The following is a 17,798-nucleotide window of genomic DNA, read 5'->3' on the forward strand; positions in this document are numbered from 1 at the left end:
AACCCTAACGGGTAAGGCCGAGCGGCCCCGCCAGTTCCGTCAGGGCGGACAACACCTCCTCGTCGCCTGATCGTCCCAACACCTGAATCGCCACGTGGTCCGCGCCCGCTTCGAGGTGCTCGTTGAGGCGACGCGCGATCGTCTCGGGGGTGCCATAGGCCACCACCGAGTCGATCAGTTTGTCGCTGCCGGGCTTGTCCACATCGGCCTGGGTGAACCCGAGGCGCAGCCAGTTGTTCACGTAGTTGGTCAGGCCCAGGTAGAAGTCGACGAACTTGCGACCGATGGCGCGGGCCTCCTCGGCGTCGGTCGTGAGGACGACTTTGTGCTCCGGCGCCAAGAACACCGAGTTGCCGACCAGTTCGCGCGCCTTGGCCGTGTGCTCCGGGGTGGTCAGGTACGGATGGGCGCCGGCGCTGCGGTCCGCCGCCAGTCGCAGCACCTTGGGGCCGAGCGCGGCGAGCACCCGTCGGCTGGTGGGCACCCCGGCCGCGTCGAGTTCATCGAGGTAGGAGACCAATGCGTCATAGGGCTTGACGTACTCCTTGGTGTGCTCCGGATGGCCGACGCCGACGCCGAGCAGGAACCGCCCCGGGTAGGCGTTCTCGATCCGGTGATAGGACTCGGCGACGGCCGGGGCGGCCGCCGTCCACACGTTGACGATTCCGGTCGCGAGCTGCAGTGAGGTTGTCTGCGCCAGGGCGGGCTCCGCCCACGCCAGCTCCGCGGGAGGCGAGTAGCCGATCCAGGCGGCGCCGTAGCCGCGTTCTTCGATGCCTGCCGCGAACTCGGGAGTGATAGAAGGTCCCGTCCAGACGCCAAATCGGCCGAGATCGGGTTTGAGTGAAACTCCGCCAGTCATCTGCTGCTCCTATCGGTTGAGTCCGAGTGCCCCAGCGAGTTCGGCCAGCGCTGGAACCAGGTTGTCACTTCGGGTCAGGACCTGAACGGGCACGTGGTCGGCGCCGGCGTCGAGGTGCTCCCGGAGCCGGGCCGCAATGGCATCGGTCGTCCCGTAGGCGACGACGGCATCGACCAACCGGTCGCTGCCCGGCGCGGCGATGTCGTCATCGCTGAAGCCCATTCGCTTGAAGTTGTTCAGGTAGTTCGCGAGGTCGAGGTAAATCCGCAGGGCCTTTCGGCCCACCGTGCGGGCCTTCTCGGCGTCGGTGGTGAGCACGACCTTGTGTTCGGGGGCCAAGAACGCGTCTGGGCCGATCAGTTGCCGCGCCTGCGCGGTGTGCTCCGGTGTGGTCAGGTAGGGGTGCGCGCCGGCGGCGCGCTGTGCGGAAAGCTTCAGCACCCGGGGTCCGAGGGCCGCGACCACGCGACGGTTGGCGGGCACGCCGTATTCGTCGAGTTGGTCCAGGTACTCGGTCAGCGCGTTGTAGGGCTTGCGGTACTGGCTGATCGCCTCGGGATGACCGACGCCGATGCCGAGCAGGAATCGGCCCGGATACGCCTTGTCGATGCGGTGGAAGGACTCGGCAACCGGCTTGGCGGCGGCCGTCCAGATGTTGACGATGCCGGTAGCGACCTGCAACGTCGTCGTCGCCTCGAGAATGGGTTCCACCCAGTCCAGCTCGGCCGGCGGTGAACCACCCACCCAGACGGCCCCGTATCCCAGGGCTTCGATGTCTTTTGCCTGCTCGGGCGTGACCTTGAGTCCCATCGTTCCGAAGCGAGTAAGGTCGGGTTTGCGCTCAGCAGAATCGGTCATGGTTGGACCAACTTGGCGGACCCCGACCGTATTCCTGCCCTATTCCCTTGGCGTTTTGCGGCGGTGCGTCCGGGCGGGTATCGTGGAACAACGGTGCGGCGTCCGTGCCGGCTCTTTGCGTGCCCAGTCTGAAATCTGCGGAGCAGTTCGCGGAATTTCCATCACCGGCCCACGTTTTAGTAGTCCGGAGGCATGCTGCGCCGATACAGCGTGCACTGACAACAAGTGAGGATCGCCAGAAAGTAATGGCAAAGAAGGACGGTGCCATCGAGGTCGAGGGTCGCGTGGTCGAACCCCTGCCCAATGCAATGTTCCGCATTGAGCTGGAGAACGGTCACAAGGTGCTCGCCCACATCAGTGGCAAGATGCGGCAGCACTACATCCGCATCCTGCCCGAGGACCGGGTGGTGGTGGAGTTGTCTCCCTACGACCTGTCCCGCGGCCGCATTGTGTACCGCTACAAGTAAGCCAACATCCGAGAACGAGAACAGGACCGAACTGCCGTGAAGGTGAACCCCAGCGTCAAGCCGATCTGTGACAAGTGCAGGGTGATCCGTCGGCATGGACGGGTCATGGTGATCTGCCAGGATCCCCGCCACAAGCAGCGGCAAGGCTGATCACAGCGGCGATCGCAAGCGCGGCACAGCCGGGCGCAGCGGGTCGCCGCAAACAGCAGGGCGGCGATCGCAAGCGCGGCACAGCCGGGCGCAGCGGGTCGCCGCAAACAGCAGGGCGGCGATCGCAAGCGCGGCACAGCCGGGCGCAGCGGGTCGCCGCAAACAGCAACGGCCCGCCGGCCCGCGTAACACAACTGAATGCAGACCTCCCAGCACCACTGAGCGGCTGGCATCTATAGAGATGGGCTAGCTCGGCTGCGCCCGGACGGAGGCCGGGCCCCGCAGATCCCTACGGATTGCGGGAACGGACTGGGAAAAGACCTCCGCTGAGAAAGAGGAAACGCCACCTATGGCTCGACTAGTGGGCGTCGATCTCCCGCGCGACAAGCGCATGGAGATCGCGCTGACGTACATCTACGGCATCGGTCGTACCCGTTCGAACGAGATCCTTGCCGCCACCGGCATCGACAAGAACCTGCGCACCAAGGACCTCACCGACGACCAGCTCACCCATCTGCGTGACTACATCGAAGCGAACCTGAAGGTCGAGGGTGACCTGCGCCGCGAGGTGCAGGCCGACATTCGCCGCAAGATCGAAATCGGCTGCTACCAGGGTCTGCGGCACCGCCGCGGCCTGCCGGTGCGCGGCCAGCGGACCAAGACCAATGCGCGGACCCGTAAAGGCCCCAAGCGCACCATCGCAGGCAAGAAGAAGGCCAGGTAACCGATGCCACCGAAGAAAGCCAGTGCCGGGGGGCCCAAGAAGGGCCAGAAGACCCGCCGCCGGGAGAAGAAGAACGTCCCGCACGGCGCCGCGCACATCAAGAGCACGTTCAACAACACGATCGTGACGATCACCGACCCGCAAGGCAACGTCATTGCCTGGGCGTCGTCGGGTCACGTCGGCTTCAAGGGTTCGCGTAAGTCGACTCCGTTCGCCGCGCAGCTGGCCGCGGAGAATGCCGCGCGCAAGGCCCAGGAGCACGGCGTGCGCAAGGTCGATGTGTTCGTGAAGGGCCCGGGCTCGGGCCGCGAGACCGCGATCCGTTCCCTGCAGGCCGCGGGCCTGGAGGTCGGCGCGATTTCTGACGTCACCCCGCAGCCGCACAACGGCGTCCGTCCGCCCAAGCGGCGCAGGGTCTAGAGGGTCGAGGAGGAGAACTTTCATGGCTCGTTACACCGGACCCGTTACCCGCAAGTCGCGCCGGCTGGGCACCGACCTCGTCGGTGGCGACCAGTCCTACGAAAAGCGCCCTTACCCCCCCGGCCAGCACGGCCGCGCGCGGGTCAAGGAGAGCGAATACCGTCAGCAGCTGCAGGAGAAGCAGAAGGCGCGCTTCACCTACGGCGTGATGGAGAAGCAGTTCCGCCGCTACTACGAAGAGGCCGTTCGTCACTCCGGCAAGACCGGTGAAGAACTGCTGCGCATCCTGGAGAGCCGGCTCGACAACGTCGTGTACCGCGCCGGGCTGGCCCGGACCCGTCGGATGGCCCGCCAGCTGGTCACGCACGGTCACTTCCTGGTCAACGGCGTGCGCGTGGACGTCCCCAGCTACCGGGTGTCGCAGTACGACATCATCGATGTGCGGGACCAGTCGCTGAACACGGTGCCGTTCCAGATCGCGCGGGAGACGGCGGGTGACCGCCCGGTCCCGAGTTGGCTTCAGGTCGTCGGCGAGCGTCAGCGGATCCTGATCCACCAGCTGCCCGAGCGTTCGCAGATCGACGTGCCGCTCGCTGAGCAGCTGATCGTCGAGTACTACTCGAAGTAACGCAGACCTCCGGCGCTGCGGCCGCAGCGGCGGACACCTAACGGCATCAAATAGCGGGTGCCGAGAAGGAGAAGAAGAAACACCATGCTGATTTCTCAGCGTCCCACCTTGTCGGAGGAAGTCCTCACCGACAACCGGTCCCAGTTCGTCATCGAGCCGCTGGAGCCGGGATTTGGTTACACCCTTGGCAATTCGCTGCGTCGCACGCTGCTGTCGTCGATTCCCGGCGCGGCCGTCACCAGCATCCGCATCGACGGTGTGCTGCACGAGTTCACCACCGTGCCCGGGGTCAAGGAAGACGTCACCGACATCATCTTGAACCTCAAGAGTCTGGTCGTGTCCTCCGAGGAGGACGAGCCGGTCACCATGTACCTGCGCAAGCAAGGGCCGGGTGAGGTCACTGCGGGCGACATCGTGCCGCCCGCCGGTGTCACCGTGCACAACCCGTCCATGCACATCGCCACCCTGAACGACAAGGGCAAGCTGGAGGTCGAACTCGTCGTCGAGCGCGGCCGCGGTTACGTCCCCGCCGTCCAGAACCGTGCGTCCGGCGCCGAAATCGGCCGTATCCCAGTCGATTCCATCTACTCGCCGGTGCTCAAGGTCACCTACAAGGTGGACGCCACCCGTGTCGAGCAGCGCACCGACTTCGACAAGCTGATCCTGGATGTGGAGACCAAGAGCTCCATCACCCCGCGCGACGCGCTGGCCTCGGCCGGCAAGACGCTGGTCGAATTGTTCGGTCTGGCACGCGAACTCAATGTCGAGGCCGAGGGCATCGAGATTGGGCCGTCGCCGGCCGAGGCCGACCACATCGCGTCGTTCGCGCTGCCGATCGACGACCTGGACCTGACCGTGCGGTCGTACAACTGCCTCAAGCGTGAGGGTGTGCACACCGTCGGCGAGTTGGTCTCGCGCACCGAGTCCGACCTGCTCGACATCCGTAACTTCGGTCAGAAGTCCATCGACGAGGTGAAAGTCAAGCTGCACCAGCTGGGCCTGTCGCTCAAGGACAGCCCGCCGACCTTCGACCCGTCGGAGGTCGCCGGCTACGACGTCGCCACCGGTACCTGGTCCACCGAGGGTGCCTACGACGACCAGGACTACGCCGAAACCGAACAGCTGTAACGTCCGGTGACGATGCGGCCGTGTAGCGGCCGCTGAGGAACCGGACAAATGCAAGACCGTCCGTCCCGGCCCTACCTGATACGGGGGTCGGCCCCCATTGAGGAGAAGTTGCAATGCCCAAGCCCACCAAGGGCCCTCGCCTCGGCGGGTCGTCTGCACACCAGAAGGCGATCTTGGCCAACCTGGCTACGTCGTTGTTCGAGCACGGTCGGATCAAGACCACCGAGCCGAAGGCCCGGGCATTGCGGCCGTACGCGGAGAAGCTGATCACCCACGCCAAGAAGGGCACGCTGCACAACCGGCGTGAGGTGCTCAAGAAGATCCGCGACAAGGACGTGGTGCACGCGCTGTTCGCCGAGATCGGTCCGTTCTTCGCGGACCGCAACGGCGGCTACACCCGCATCATCAAGGTCGAGCCGCGCAAGGGCGACAACGCGCCCATGGCCGTGATCGAACTGGTGCGGGAGAAGACGGTGACCGCCGAGGCCGACCGGGCCCGTCGGGTGAAGGCTTCGAAGAAGGACGCGCCCGTGGCCGCCGCTGCGGCACCGCAGGCCGCGGTCGAGCCGGAGGCGACCGAAGGTCCTGCGGCCGACGAGGCCGCCGAAGAGGCGACGGAAGCCAAGGCGGAGGCGACCGAGGCCGAGGAGACGGCCGCGGCCGCTCCGCAAGCCGCGGTCGAAGAGGCCGACGAGTCCGGTGAGGCCGCCTCCGACGAGGCCGCGTCCGACAAGCCCGAAGAGGCCTCTGAGAATTAGCGGGGACGTCCGTCTGCGGCTCGATATCGCCTATGACGGAACCGACTTCGCAGGCTGGGCCGTCCAAGCCGGCCAGCGCACGGTCGCGGGCGTACTCGACGAGGCGCTGACGACGATTTTCCGCACACCGGTGCGGCTGCGCGCGGCTGGGCGCACCGATGCCGGAGTGCATGCCACCGCGCAGGTGGCCCATGCCGACGTGCCGTCGGATGCCCTGCCGCGCGCCTATTCGCGGTCGCCACGCCCCGGCGACGCGGAGTTCGTTCCGCTGATACGGCGGCTGGCCAGGTTTCTGCCTGAGGACGTTCGGGTCATCAACATCGTCCGTGCGCCAAAGGATTTCGACGCCAGGTTCTCCGCGTTGCGGCGGCACTACCGGTACCGGTTGTCGACGGCACCCTACGGTGTGGAGCCGCAGTTGGCGCGTTATGTCACCCCCTGGTCTCGCGACCTGGACGTGGCTGCGATGACGGCAGCCTCGCGAGAACTGTTGGGATTGCGCGACTTTGCGGCCTTCTGTCGGCACCGCGAGGGTGCCACCACGATCCGCGAACTGCAGCGGCTGGACTGGTCGCAAGACGGTCACCTGATATCGGCCCACGTCACCGCTGACGCCTTCTGCTGGTCGATGGTGCGGTCACTGGTCGGGGCGCTGCTCGCCGTCGGCGAGCATCGGCGCCCGCCGGAGTGGTGTGCCGAGTTGCTCACTGCGACAAGCCGATCCAGTGATTTCGCGGCGGCGCCGGCGCGCGGGTTGACGCTGATCGGGGTGGACTATCCGGCCGACGACCAGCTTGCGGCGCGCGTACTGATCACGCGGGATCTGCGGACCCCGGGTTAGAGCGGGTTAGAGCCGTGCCGCGATGAAACTCGCGGCCTGATTGGTGAATCCGGGAACGTAGCTCAGGTGCGCCTTCCACTGATTGCCGTCGGAGCAGATCGGGTCACCCTGGTTGCACAGGTCAAGAATTTTGTCGCCGAAGCGCGGGCTCAGGGCGGTCATCAGACCGCCGGCGCGAGCGGACGGATTGCCGAAGAGGGTGACCGCGGCAACGTGGTTGGCGGCTTCGGCGGGTAGCGGCTCATCGAAGCCCAGACCGGCGATCGGTGCGGTCGTGACGATGTCGATCACCGCGGCGCCCTGCGAATATCCGCCGAGCACCAGCTTGGTGCGGGGGCACGCGGTAGTCATGTGCTGGATGTGCGCACTGGCGTCATTGGCGCCGTCCCGCGCGGCGAGAAAGTTCTTGCTGGCCGGATAGTTGACGGCGTACGCCCCGATGTTTTTGCGGGTCTTTTGCTTCAGTGAGCTGACCAGCGCGCTCCCGACGCGTCCCACGCCCGGCGGCTCGCCGGTGCCGCGGGCGAAGATCACCTCGACGTCAGGGCAACCCGCGCCCTGGGCTTTAGGTGAGTTCGATGCGGGGGTCAGAGCAACCGCCAAACTGGCCATCGCGATCACGACGGCCGCCCCAACCCGCCTCATGCCACGGCATATTACGGGCTATTCAGCGTGCGTCAGTGGACCGCCGCGACCATTCCCGCCCCCGGCATGGCCGTGCTGGGCACGGGCGGAGCCGGGGTGGGCACCAGCGGAATCGGAACCTGCGGTACATACCCGGGCGGCATGTGCGGGACGCCGACGAGCGCCGACAGCTTGGACGCGACGAAACTCGCCGCCTGGGTGGTGTAGACGGGGACATAGCCCTCGGTGTGTCCGGTCCACTCGTTCCCGGCGCCGGCGTGGCAGATCGGGTCGACGGGGTTGCAGAAGTCGATGGCCTTGGAGCCCAAGAGAGCGCTCTTGGTCGGCAGCGACCCGCCGGCGCGGTCGGCGATGTCCCCGAAGGTGACGACCGCGGCGATGTTGTTCTGGTATTCGGGCGGCAGCGAGTTGCCCCAGTTGATGCCGCCGATCGGAACGCCGGCGACGATGTCCATCACCGAAGCGCCCTGTGAGTAGCCGCCCAGCACGATCTTGGTGTCAGGGCAGGACGACGCCATGGACTTCACGTGATTGATGACGTCGTTGGCGCCGTCGCCACCGTGCAATTGCAGCTTGCTGGCGGCGTAGTTCACGCCATAGCTCCCGATGTCCATGCCGCCGGCCTGCTGGCGCAGCGCGTCGACAAAGGCATCGCCGACGCGTCCCAGGCCCGGTGGCTCGTTGGTTCCTCGTGCGAAAACGACCTCGGCGTCCGGACAGTCGTCCGCCGAGGCTACGGGTGTCTGGCCGGTTCCCATGGACACAACCAGCAGCCCGACTGCCGTGCCCAGGGCAGCAAAAAGCCGCGAAAATGCCTGATTCACTCCGAAATTCTACCCACCGCGCTCATGGCCCAAACCTGTGTGAAGCCTGCGTGCCTGTGGATAAACGGCGCCAAAGCGTGCGGCTCAGGACCTACCGTAAGCGCTGGTGAGAGCCACCCGATTGCACGCCAGCGGCCACCGACTCCTACTGCGGCGCCTGGAATGCGCGTTGCTGTACCACCACGTCGATGTGCTCCACGAATCGCTGAGCGCCCGGACGAGGGCGCTGGCGGTCGGCTGTGTGTTGACGATGGTCGCCACGGCCGGATGCGCGTTTGTTGCTTTGCTACGACCGGATGCTGGGCTGGGCGGTGCGCCGATCGCGCTCGGGCAAGAGTCCGGGGCGCTATTCGTCCGGGTGGGGGATGCCTGGCACCCGGTGCTCAACCTCGCCTCGGCGCGGTTGATCGCGGGCACCGATGCGAACCCAAAACCGGTGCACGATGCTGCCTTTCGACACACCAAACGTGGTCCACTGCTCGGTATTCCGGGGGCGCCGCAGCTGCTGGCGCCGCCATTGTCCGAATCCGAGTCGATGTGGACGATATGCGACTCGGCCGGGAAGACGACGGTGCTCGTCGGCTCGGTGGGGGAATACAGCGCCCGGGTTGCCCCCGATCAGGCTCTTTTGGTCAGGGCTCAATCGGGTTTGCCGGCTCAACTGCTGTACCACGGCCGTCGGGCTTCGGTCGATCTCGCCGATGGTGCGGTGCAGCGGGCGCTGCGGCTGGACGGGCGGACTCCTCACGTCGTCGCCCCGGCGTTGCTGGCGGCCATCCCAGAGGCGCCGCCGATCAGTGCGCCCAGGATTAGCGGGGCCGGCGGGCGGTCGGCCGCCCTGCCCGGGTTTCGGGTGGGCACTGTGCTGCGTATCACGCGCGCGGAGGGCGACGAGTACTTCGTTGTCCTGGCGGGCGGGGTGCAGCGCGTCGGCCAGGTCGTCGCGGACCTGCTGCGCTTCGGCGACGCGCAGTCCGCCGCGAACGTGGTCGCCGTGGCACCCGATGTGATCCGTGCCTCGCCCGTCGTGGACACCCTGCCGGTCGCAGATTTTCCGGAGCGGGTGCCGCAGCTGGTCGACGCCGCATCCGTGTGCGTGGGCTGGGCTTCCGGGCACGCTGGATTCCTGCTTGGCGGTGGCGTGCCGTTGCCCGACGGACAGCTGCCGGTGACGTTGGCGCAGGCCGACGGTCCCGGCCCCGCATTGGACGAGGTCTACCTCCCGCCGGGCCGCAGTGCATTCGCGGCCGCGCGCAGCCTCTCGGGTGGAGGCCGTCGGGCCGCGACGCGTTACCTGGTGACCGACACCGGGGTCCGCTTCGCCATTGGCGACGACCAGGCGGCTCACGACCTCGGTCTAACCGCGCAGGCGGTCCCGGCGCCGTGGCCGGTGTTGGCAATGCTGCCTGCCGGACCGGAACTCACCAAGGCCAAGGCATCAGTCGCCCGCGACACCATTGGCAGCGGGCCGCCTTAACCCCGACTTGAGTTCTCGCGAAATCTGCTCGTCGTCAGAAGGACCGCCAATCGCATTCCCCCTTGAACGTAATGGTCGCCAGGTCGGGTATCAGCTTGAAGTCCATCCTCTCGCTGTTGCTCGTCTTCACGACGGGCGGCCCTGCGGTGGAGGGGGTTTGCACTACGGTGCACCTTCCGCTACGTGCACCGGCGACCCAATATTGACCCGAGACGAAGCCATCATCGGCATTCAACGTCGCGTCCGGACCATAGCTAAACCAGATTTGAACCGGCCGTTGGATGCCGTCAAGGTGCTGCCAGACAGATATTGGGTCAGCATCTTTCGCGCATAGCAGCACTTCCCCTTGCGGTGAAAACGTTTGTGAGCCAACAATTGCCCCGCTACTGTCAGCGGATCCGCTGCAGGGCGCGCCGGGCTGCGGTGTAGCGCGGTCGGCGCGGACAAGCGGGGCGGCTGCCACCGCGATGAACGACGCGGTGGAAACCGCGAGGGCCAGCATCACATGTCGTCTCATTGGGGGATGGTACATCCCCGGAATGGGCACCAGCACTTATGCAACCAATCCTGTTGTCCCATCGGTAATTAACGCAAAATTTGCGACGAGGTCAACGCAACTTGCGCTCCGCATTCAGTCGCCCGCAACGCGCTTGCGACTGGGACGCATCAACCCGACGGCGACCAGAACAACCACGCAGCACGCCGCGCCGACCAACGCCACGTTGCGGTCGCGGCGGTCCGGCTGGTAGCGGGTAGGCGGCTGCGGCGGTGACAGGGGTGATGGCCTGGCTGCGACCGGTTGCGGTATCGGACCGGTGCTGATGGCGGCCGGCGGGTCAACGGCGCCGTTGCCGACCAGTGCGTCCCGTCCCGCGGGAGGATGATGCGCCGTCGACTCGATGCGCTGCATGACTTGCCGGGCGGTCAGCTCGGGAAATCGGGCCCGGACCAACGCGACTAGCCCGCTCACCAGGGGAGCGGCGTAGCTGGTACCGGTCAACGGCCGCGATCCATGTTGTCCCGCAATGCTATTGACGAGCCCATCGCCGGCCGGGCTGAGGGAGGTGATTCCCTCGCCGGAGGCCGCGACATCCACCCACGGTCCCGCGAGGGTGAACGCGGAAGGGGCTCCGTCGGCGTTCACCGAACCGACGGTCAGGACGTAGTCGTCGTACCAGGCCGGACTGACCGCGACGGTGACGGTGTCGCGGGTGGCGTCCGGCCGCTGCGCCGGGCAGTGCGCGTCGTCGGCGGCGTTGCCGGCGGCGGCGACCACGACGGCGTCCTTGATATCGACGGCGTAGGCGAGCGCGGCGCCTAGGGCGCGGTCGTTGAGTTCGTTGGCGGCCGGGACGCAGGCCACCGTGGAAATGTTGATCACCGTCGCGCCGAGGTCGGCTGCGGTGCGGACGGCCTTGGCCATCGTGTCGACGTCACCCACGCCCCCGGCTGACCGATTGCTCGTCCGGGCGAATTTCGCGCTCGACTGGCGGATGCCGATGATTGTTGCGTCGGGTGCCACCCCGCTGAATTGGTCGGAGCTGGGATCGGGCGCGGCAGCGATGATTCCGGCCACCAAAGTGCCGTGTGCATCGCAATCCTGGGTGCCGTCCCCGGTGGACACGTAGTCACCTCCGGCGATGAGATTTTGGAGTCGGCGGTGTCTGGCGACGCCGGTGTCGATGACCGCGACCCGCTGGCCGCCGCCACGGGTGAATTGCCACAGCCGCGTCAAGTCGAAATCCGCGAACTGAACGGGTGCGCCGGCGCCGGTGAGGTTCGCGTCTGCGTGGACCACGGCGCATACCTCGCGCTGCACGGTGGGCTGCGGTGGTGCGGGCAATCCCGGTCGCGGTAGCCACTTTTCGTCGATCGGATGTGGTGCGACGGCGTGTGCCATCGCGGGAAGCGCACATGGGGGCAGTGCGATGAGGGCCGCGGCGAGCCACAACCGCACAACCCGAGCCGCAGCCATAGCGGTTTTCACGTCACACCCAGCCACTAACGGCGCTGAAAGCCCCGCAGTTCCAAGCGGCCAGTGGCACCAAACCGACCAGCGCTAGACACTCCAGCGATTCGACACCGCGTCGTGCGATGGGCGACAGCGCCAGGGCGTTGGAGCCCAGGCGCAGTGCCACAAACATTGCCACAATTGTCAACCCCGCGGCCATTGCCGCCACCCATTGCCCGGGCACTAGACCCCGCACCACGACGACAACGAAGGTGGTTGTGGCAACTGTCATTCCGCCGATGATCGCGACCAGACCCATCGAGCGGGCGCGCAGCAATAGTAGGCAACCGGCTGTCGCGGCCGATGCGACGGCCACCCAGTGCGGACTCGCCAGGACGGTGACGATGGCACCGGAGGCCACGGACGCCGAGAACGCGGTGTGCAGGCCGGCCAGCCAGCCGCCAGCGCGCGTCGCCCTAGCGGCAACATGATCGGTGGTATCGAGGTCTGTATCGGCAGCTAGGCGGGGTGACAAGCCGGTCAGCACGATGGAGATTCGTGGCGACACCTCGAGCAGGGCGAAGGAAGCCAGCGTGACCAGCGAAGCGATGGCGAGCGGCGGCATCGTCGTAAGTACACCTACCAGTGCGGCAACCGCTGCCACCGTCGCGAAACAAGCCACTCCCCGCAAAATGACTCCGTCACAACCGGTTACCCGCATTGCAAGAACCGACGTCGCCGTCGCCGCCATCGTGGCGAGCAGGACATGGGGCGTACCCGCAGGCCCCGGGACGGCGAACAGGCCCGCCAACGCCGCAAACACGGTGGCGATGACTGCGAGGGTGACCCGGGCGGTGTGCCCGGTCATGTCGGGATGGTTGGCCGCAAGCGTGGCCGAAACAACTTCCGGCACATCATCACAACGACGGATGGGCGCTACGGGTGAGGACTTGGTCAAGACCAGTACTGACCCGTCCCGAATGCCGTGTTGCGCCAACGTCGTCGTACCCGGCAGGGCGGGCGCACCCGGTAGCGACAAGTGATAACGCGTTGCGGTCTCGGCGCCGCGGATGCCCAGGATGTCACGTATCGAAGGGATCAACGCGGTGATGGGCAGGTTCGCCGGAAGGGTCAAATCCGCGGATGCGGCGGCGGAATGGACGGTAACCCGGCGTAGCTCACTATCGGAAGCGGACACCGTTGTGACGCTAACGATTGTGCGGTGCCCGGGTTTGCGGCTGTCCACAGGTGAATTGCGGCGCATCCGGGCGCTGCATATGTTCCCGCAGCATGATCGAGGTAGCCGCACCGCCGCCGGTTTCGCCCCTGGAATCCACCGGCATAGCGGGGCGCCTGCTGCCGCTCGTCATTTCCGTCGCAACGCTTTCGGTCATGACTACGGCGCTTGTTTCGGGGTCTCCGGTCACCCGCAACCCGACATTTATGGCCGTTCCGGTGATGATGCTGGCTTCCCTGGCCGTGGCGGCTGTGACGGCGCGGGGTAGGCACCGCGGTCTCGAGGACGATCGCATCGACTACCTGAGCTACTTGAGCGACTTGCGCCGCACCGTCTCCGAAACCGCGGCGGCGCAACGATCATCATTGACCCGGACTCATCCCGATCCCGACACGTTGTGGACGTTGATCGGTGGGCCGCGAATGTGGGAACGACATTCCGACTCCGCTGACTATTGCCGGGTGCGGGTCGGTATCGGAACCAGGCCGCTGGCAACGCGTCTCAGTGCACCGCAATTACCGCCCGTGCATCGGTCGGATCCGGTAACGGTGACCGCGCTGCGGCAGTTTCTGCGGGCACACTCGACGATCGCCGAGGTGCCGATCGCGATCCCATTGCAGGGTGCGGGGACGGTGACCGTAGACGGTGAGACGCCGCGGGTGCGAGGATTGCTGCGCGCGATCATCTGCCAACTGGCGGTGTGGCATGCCCCGGAGCGGCTGCTGATCGCCGCCGTGATCTGCGACCGGCATCGTGCGCACTGGGAATGGCTGAAGTGGTTGCCGCACAACCAACATCCGAGCATCACCGACACGTCGGGAGCCGCGCGGATGGTGTACCAGAGCGTCGCAGAGGCCGAGAGCGCACTCGCCGGCGTTGCCACGCCGCTGGTGGTGATCGTTGACGACGACGAGCGCGCCGAAAGTGTGCGGGGTGCGACCAGCATCGTGGTGGGCGCGGGGGGTGTCGGCGCGCCGGTGGTGGTTCCGCAGGTCGGACAGGATGAAACATTGTTGCGACCAGACGACATGGACATCGTTGACGCGCTGGTGTGTGCGCGGCTGCTGGCCGCGCATCGTCTCGAGGACGCCGGCGTACTGGGGGGCGACCGCACCGGCGACGATCGCCTTCGCGTTCCGATCGGCACCTCCGTCGACGGCAAGCCCGTCGAGCTGGACATCAAAGAACCTGCGGCGCAGGGGATGGGCCCGCACGGTCTTTGCATCGGGGCGACGGGGTCGGGCAAATCGGAATTGCTGCGCACCATCGCGCTCGGCATGATGGTGCGCAACTCGCCGGAGGTCGTCAACCTGCTTCTGATCGACTTCAAAGGTGGCGCTACCTTTCTGGACTTTGGCCGATCCCCGCACGTGGCTGCCGTCATCACCAACCTCGCGCAGGAAGCGCCGTTGGTGGCCCGGATGCGCGACGCGCTTGCCGGCGAGACGCACCGGCGACAACAACTGCTGCGGACGGCGGGCAACGTCGCGAGCGTCGCCGATTACGAACGCGCGCGCCGATCAGGGGCCGAACTCAAGCCTCTGCCAACGTTGTTCATCATCGTCGACGAGTTCTCCGAACTGCTCAGCCAGCACCCCGACTTCGCGGACGTGTTCGTCGCGATCGGCCGGCTGGGTCGGTCCTTGGGCATGCACCTGCTACTAGCCAGCCAGCGGCTCGATGAAGGCCGGCTGCGCGGGCTGGAGGCCCACCTGTCTTACCGCCTTTGTCTCAAGACGCTGTCGGCAAGTGAATCACGCGCGGTGTTAGGCACACCGGACGCGTATCACCTGCCGAACAGCCCCGGCGCCGGAATCCTGTGCTCGGCGACCGGCGAATCGGTGCGCTTCCAGGCGGCATGCGTTTCGGGTCAGCTGCAACGCAGGGGAGCGCCCCGGGCGGCGGCCCCGGCGGCGGTGCGGTTGTTCAGCACGCATGACACCGGGCTTGGCTCCCGCACCGCTGGACCGACTGTCCTGCAGGAAGTCTTGGACCGGCTATGCCGACAGGGCCCGCCCGCGCACCCAATCTGGTTGCCGCCGCTGGACGACGCACCGGCGCTGGCCGATCTACTCCGTAATGGTGCCTTCGCCGCATTGTCCGTTCCGGTCGGGATCATCGATCGGCCGTTCGAGCAGTCCCGCACACCGTTGCTGGTCGACTTATCCGGCGCCGCAGGCAATGTGGCGGTTGTGGGGGCGCCCCGAACGGGTAAGTCAACGGCGCTGCGCACGCTGATCATGGCGCTGGCCGCAACGCATGATCCGAGCCAGGTGCAGTTCTACTGCCTGGACTTCGGCGGCGGCTCCCTGGCCTCGCTCGGTGAGTTGCCGCATGTGGGTGCGGTCGCGGGTAGGGCGGCACCCGAACTCGCCCGGGGCATGGTCGGCGAGCTGGAGTCGGTCCTGCATGCCCGAGAGGTCGCCTCCTCCGAAGCCCTCGGCCGCAGCGATGTGTTCCTCATCGTCGACGGCTGGTCGGCGCTGAGTTGTGAATTTGCCGCGCTTCAGGAATCGATCACTTTGTTGGCAACGCGAGGCCTTGCGTATGGCGTGCATGTCGTGTTGTCGGCGTCGCGCTGGGCCGAACTGCGACCGGCGCTGAAGGATCAGATCGGCACCCGCATCGAGTTGCGGCTCGGTGACCCTGCCGATTCCGAGTTCGACCGCAAGCAGGCGCGGCAGGTACCCGGTGACAGGCCGGGCCGCGGCCTCTGCCAAGAGGGGCTACACATCATGATTGCCCGGCCCGAGTTGACGGAGCTTGAATTCCGTTGCGGTGGTGGCGAAGTGGCACCGCCGATTGCCCTGCTGCCCGCCGAGGTGGCCTATGACGACATTGTCCAGCGTGCGGACGAGGCAGGCTGTGGACGGGAAATCATGCTCGGTCTCGAGGAACGCCGACTGCGGCCGGTTTCGGTCGATCTCGAGCATCACCTGTTGGTGCTTGGCGACAACGGCTGCGGCAAGACGGCCGCGTTGCGGATCCTGTGCCACGAGATCGTCCGGGCCGGGAACGCCCAGTTGTTCCTCATCGACTTCCGTCGCGGCTTGCTCGGTGTCGTCGAACCGGACCACCTTGGCGGCTACGCAATGTCGCCGCAGGCCCTCGGCGCCCTGATGCCGGGTCTGCTGGGCCTGCTGCAGGCGCGGATGCCGTCCCTCAATGCGAGCCAAGCGCAGCTGCGGGAAAGGTCTTGGTGGTCCGGGCCGGAGATCTATGTGGTCGTCGACGACTACGACCTGGTCGCCGGGGTTGCGGCGAACCCATTGCATGACCTGCTTGAATATCTGCCCCACGCAACAGATCTCGGGCTGCACATGATCGTTGCACGACGCAGCGGCGGCGCCGCTCGCGCACTGTTCGAGCCGCTGCTCGCTGCCTTGCGCGACGGCGGGTGCCTGGGTCTGCTGATGAGCACGCGCCCGGACGAAGGCACGCTGCTGGGGACCAGTCGTCCGCGCCCGTTGCCGCCGGGACGCGGCGTTATGGTCACACGCAGCGGTGTCGAACTGCTTGTCCAGGTCGCCTGGTGCCCGCCGTGAGCGTTCATCGGGCGGTCATCGAAGCGGGACCCGGCACACTTCGCCAATTGTGTTGCAACACAGGAGTGGTCGTTGACACCGAGGTCGTCGAGGCCGCTCTGGGCGCCATCGACGACCCGGTGGCGCTGGTGGCGGAGCAACCGATCGCCGTCGCCTCGCTCTGGTCCGACGCACTGTCATCCCTGTGCCGCGATCACGACGAAGGCGCGATCATCGTGCACCCATCGTGGTGGTCCCCGACACGGGTAGCCACCGTCACGCGGGCCGCACGAACGCTGACAGGCGAAGTGAGTGTGCGGCCGCGGTCATGGCTACTGGCCCGCGCGCAGCCGGGCGTGGGGAGTGAAGCGTCGGCGATGGTTGAACTCACCGACGGGTTCGCTTTCGTATCGGGGCGCGTATCGGGGCGCTCGAAGACCGCAGCGGTACGTCGACGTGGGAACGCCCGGGTCGTGGCCGTGGAGGTAGCCCGCGTCGTCGCCGAAATGACGGGCGTGACGGCGGTGGTGATCGATGCGGCGCATGGTGTCGCCGACGTGCGGGAATTCGCCACGCATATCGCCGCGGCGGTACGCGAAGCTGCCAGCGGTGCGGTGATGGAAGTCGGCGACGCGCGGCTGCGGCGGCTGGCCAGGGAGATCCAGCCGACCCCTCGCGCCCCGTTGGTTGAACCTTCCCGACCCCGCACCCGGGTGATGGCGCGACTCGCGGGCACCGGTGTGGCGCTGGTCGTGGCGGCGTTGGCGGTATTGGCGACGCTGGCGCCGGTTCAGAGCTCAGGGGTTCGCCAGACGGTGCCGTCCGCCCTGGAGCTGCCCACCACCTATCTGGTCGAGGGCCGGCTGGCGTTGACCGTCCCCGCCAACTGGCCGACGCAGCGTGTCGCGGGCGGGCCCGGGTCGGCCCGGATTCAGGTGACCTCCCCGTCAGATCCGGAGACGGCTCTGCACATCACCCAGTCGCCGGTCCCCGGCGAGACGCTGGCCGACGCCGCCGACCGGTTGCGGCGGGCGATCGAGATGGAACCGGACGGTGTGTTCGTCGACTTCAACCCCTCGGGCGCCAGCGCGGGCCGCCCAGCAGTGACGTACCGGGAAGTGCGCCCCGGCCACGACGTGTGGTGGACGGTGCTGCTCGATGGGGAACTGCGGATCGGCGTCGGCTGTCAGAGCAGGCGCGGCGGCCAAGATGCCGTGCGCGACGCGTGTGAGCAGGCGGTGCGCTCGGCTCACGCGGTCGAATGAGGCAGAAATTGGATGGAACCAATCCGGGCCCGCGGTGGT

18 protein-coding genes are annotated in these 17,798 nt (G+C 66.9%); 11 read left to right on the forward strand and 7 right to left on the reverse strand.

All coding sequences use genetic code 11. The features are described from left to right. Window positions 1-4: 4 nt before the first annotated feature. Window positions 5-862 carry an LLM class F420-dependent oxidoreductase gene (locus G6N68_RS03415; protein WP_163707892.1) on the reverse strand — a complete coding sequence of 286 codons (858 nt, stop codon included), beginning with the start codon at window positions 860-862 and terminating at the stop codon, window positions 5-7. A gap of 9 nt (window positions 863-871) precedes the next feature. After that, the gene (locus G6N68_RS03420) at window positions 872-1,720 is read right to left on the reverse strand and encodes an LLM class F420-dependent oxidoreductase (RefSeq protein ID WP_163707895.1); all 849 of its coding nucleotides are present in this window, start codon (window positions 1,718-1,720) and stop codon (window positions 872-874) included. Window positions 1,721-1,965: 245 nt separating this feature from the next. On the opposite strand from G6N68_RS03420, the gene infA reads away from it, so the two are divergent. The 8 genes from infA (at window position 1,966) to truA (ending at window position 6,836) form a co-directional block, all read left to right on the forward strand. Beyond that, on the forward strand, window positions 1,966-2,187 hold the full coding sequence (gene infA / locus G6N68_RS03425) for a translation initiation factor IF-1 (protein WP_003418601.1): 222 nt from the start codon (window positions 1,966-1,968) through the stop codon (window positions 2,185-2,187). 36 nt (window positions 2,188-2,223) lie between these two features. Then, on the forward strand, window positions 2,224-2,337 hold the full coding sequence (gene rpmJ, locus G6N68_RS03430) for a 50S ribosomal protein L36 (protein ID WP_003886927.1): 114 nt from the start codon (window positions 2,224-2,226) through the stop codon (window positions 2,335-2,337). Between the two features lie 349 nt (window positions 2,338-2,686). After that, window positions 2,687-3,061: a 30S ribosomal protein S13 gene (gene rpsM / locus G6N68_RS03435; RefSeq protein ID WP_069417556.1), complete on the forward strand. Its 375-nt coding sequence runs from the start codon at window positions 2,687-2,689 to the stop codon at window positions 3,059-3,061. Window positions 3,062-3,064: 3 nt separating this feature from the next. Further along, the gene (gene rpsK / locus G6N68_RS03440; RefSeq protein ID WP_036352831.1) at window positions 3,065-3,481 is read left to right on the forward strand and encodes a 30S ribosomal protein S11; all 417 of its coding nucleotides are present in this window, start codon (window positions 3,065-3,067) and stop codon (window positions 3,479-3,481) included. 22 nt (window positions 3,482-3,503) lie between these two features. Beyond that, entirely contained in the window at window positions 3,504-4,109 is a 606-nt protein-coding gene (gene rpsD / locus G6N68_RS03445) for a 30S ribosomal protein S4 (RefSeq protein ID WP_163707898.1), read from the forward strand. An 84-nt stretch (window positions 4,110-4,193) separates the two neighbouring features. Then, window positions 4,194-5,237 carry a DNA-directed RNA polymerase subunit alpha gene (locus G6N68_RS03450; RefSeq protein ID WP_069417554.1) on the forward strand — a complete coding sequence of 348 codons (1,044 nt, stop codon included), beginning with the start codon at window positions 4,194-4,196 and terminating at the stop codon, window positions 5,235-5,237. A gap of 113 nt (window positions 5,238-5,350) precedes the next feature. Then, complete coding sequence (rplQ, locus tag G6N68_RS03455; protein ID WP_163707901.1) at window positions 5,351-5,995, forward strand: 50S ribosomal protein L17; 645 nt, start codon at window positions 5,351-5,353, stop codon at window positions 5,993-5,995. Continuing rightward, the gene (gene truA / locus G6N68_RS03460) at window positions 5,937-6,836 is read left to right on the forward strand and encodes a tRNA pseudouridine(38-40) synthase TruA (RefSeq protein WP_205351224.1); all 900 of its coding nucleotides are present in this window, start codon (window positions 5,937-5,939) and stop codon (window positions 6,834-6,836) included. The genes rplQ and truA overlap by 59 nt, the downstream gene beginning before the upstream one ends. Before the next feature lie 6 nt (window positions 6,837-6,842). Here the strand turns inward: truA and G6N68_RS03465 are convergent, their stop codons facing one another. Both G6N68_RS03465 and G6N68_RS03470 read right to left on the reverse strand, forming a co-directional pair. Beyond that, entirely contained in the window at window positions 6,843-7,481 is a 639-nt protein-coding gene (locus G6N68_RS03465) for a cutinase family protein (RefSeq protein ID WP_163707905.1), read from the reverse strand. Between the two features lie 32 nt (window positions 7,482-7,513). Continuing rightward, entirely contained in the window at window positions 7,514-8,239 is a 726-nt protein-coding gene (locus G6N68_RS03470; protein ID WP_163718107.1) for a cutinase family protein, read from the reverse strand. A 172-nt stretch (window positions 8,240-8,411) separates the two neighbouring features. On the opposite strand from G6N68_RS03470, the gene eccB reads away from it, so the two are divergent. After that, window positions 8,412-9,782, forward strand: a complete 1,371-nt coding sequence (gene eccB / locus G6N68_RS03475) for a type VII secretion protein EccB (protein WP_240355350.1) — start codon at window positions 8,412-8,414, stop codon at window positions 9,780-9,782. Between the two features lie 34 nt (window positions 9,783-9,816). Here the strand turns inward: eccB and G6N68_RS03480 are convergent, their stop codons facing one another. From G6N68_RS03480 to eccD, 3 genes are all read right to left on the reverse strand, one after another. Continuing rightward, on the reverse strand, window positions 9,817-10,299 hold the full coding sequence (locus tag G6N68_RS03480) for a hypothetical protein (protein WP_163707908.1): 483 nt from the start codon (window positions 10,297-10,299) through the stop codon (window positions 9,817-9,819). Window positions 10,300-10,413: 114 nt separating this feature from the next. Beyond that, the gene (gene mycP, locus G6N68_RS03485) at window positions 10,414-11,757 is read right to left on the reverse strand and encodes a type VII secretion-associated serine protease mycosin (protein ID WP_163718112.1); all 1,344 of its coding nucleotides are present in this window, start codon (window positions 11,755-11,757) and stop codon (window positions 10,414-10,416) included. Between the two features lie 13 nt (window positions 11,758-11,770). Next, window positions 11,771-12,931, reverse strand: a complete 1,161-nt coding sequence (gene eccD, locus G6N68_RS03490) for a type VII secretion integral membrane protein EccD (protein WP_163707911.1) — start codon at window positions 12,929-12,931, stop codon at window positions 11,771-11,773. A gap of 50 nt (window positions 12,932-12,981) precedes the next feature. Here eccD and eccCb point away from each other — a divergent pair, with 50 nt between their 5' ends. Next, window positions 12,982-16,515 carry a type VII secretion protein EccCb gene (eccCb, locus tag G6N68_RS03495; protein WP_443093970.1) on the forward strand — a complete coding sequence of 1,178 codons (3,534 nt, stop codon included), beginning with the start codon at window positions 12,982-12,984 and terminating at the stop codon, window positions 16,513-16,515. Further along, window positions 16,512-17,759, forward strand: a complete 1,248-nt coding sequence (locus tag G6N68_RS03500; RefSeq protein WP_163707917.1) for a type VII secretion-associated protein — start codon at window positions 16,512-16,514, stop codon at window positions 17,757-17,759. The genes eccCb and G6N68_RS03500 overlap by 4 nt, the downstream gene beginning before the upstream one ends. Window positions 17,760-17,798: the final 39 nt, after the last annotated feature.

The organism is Mycobacterium bourgelatii (assembly GCF_010723575.1).
GTDB lineage: Bacteria > Actinomycetota > Actinomycetes > Mycobacteriales > Mycobacteriaceae > Mycobacterium > Mycobacterium bourgelatii.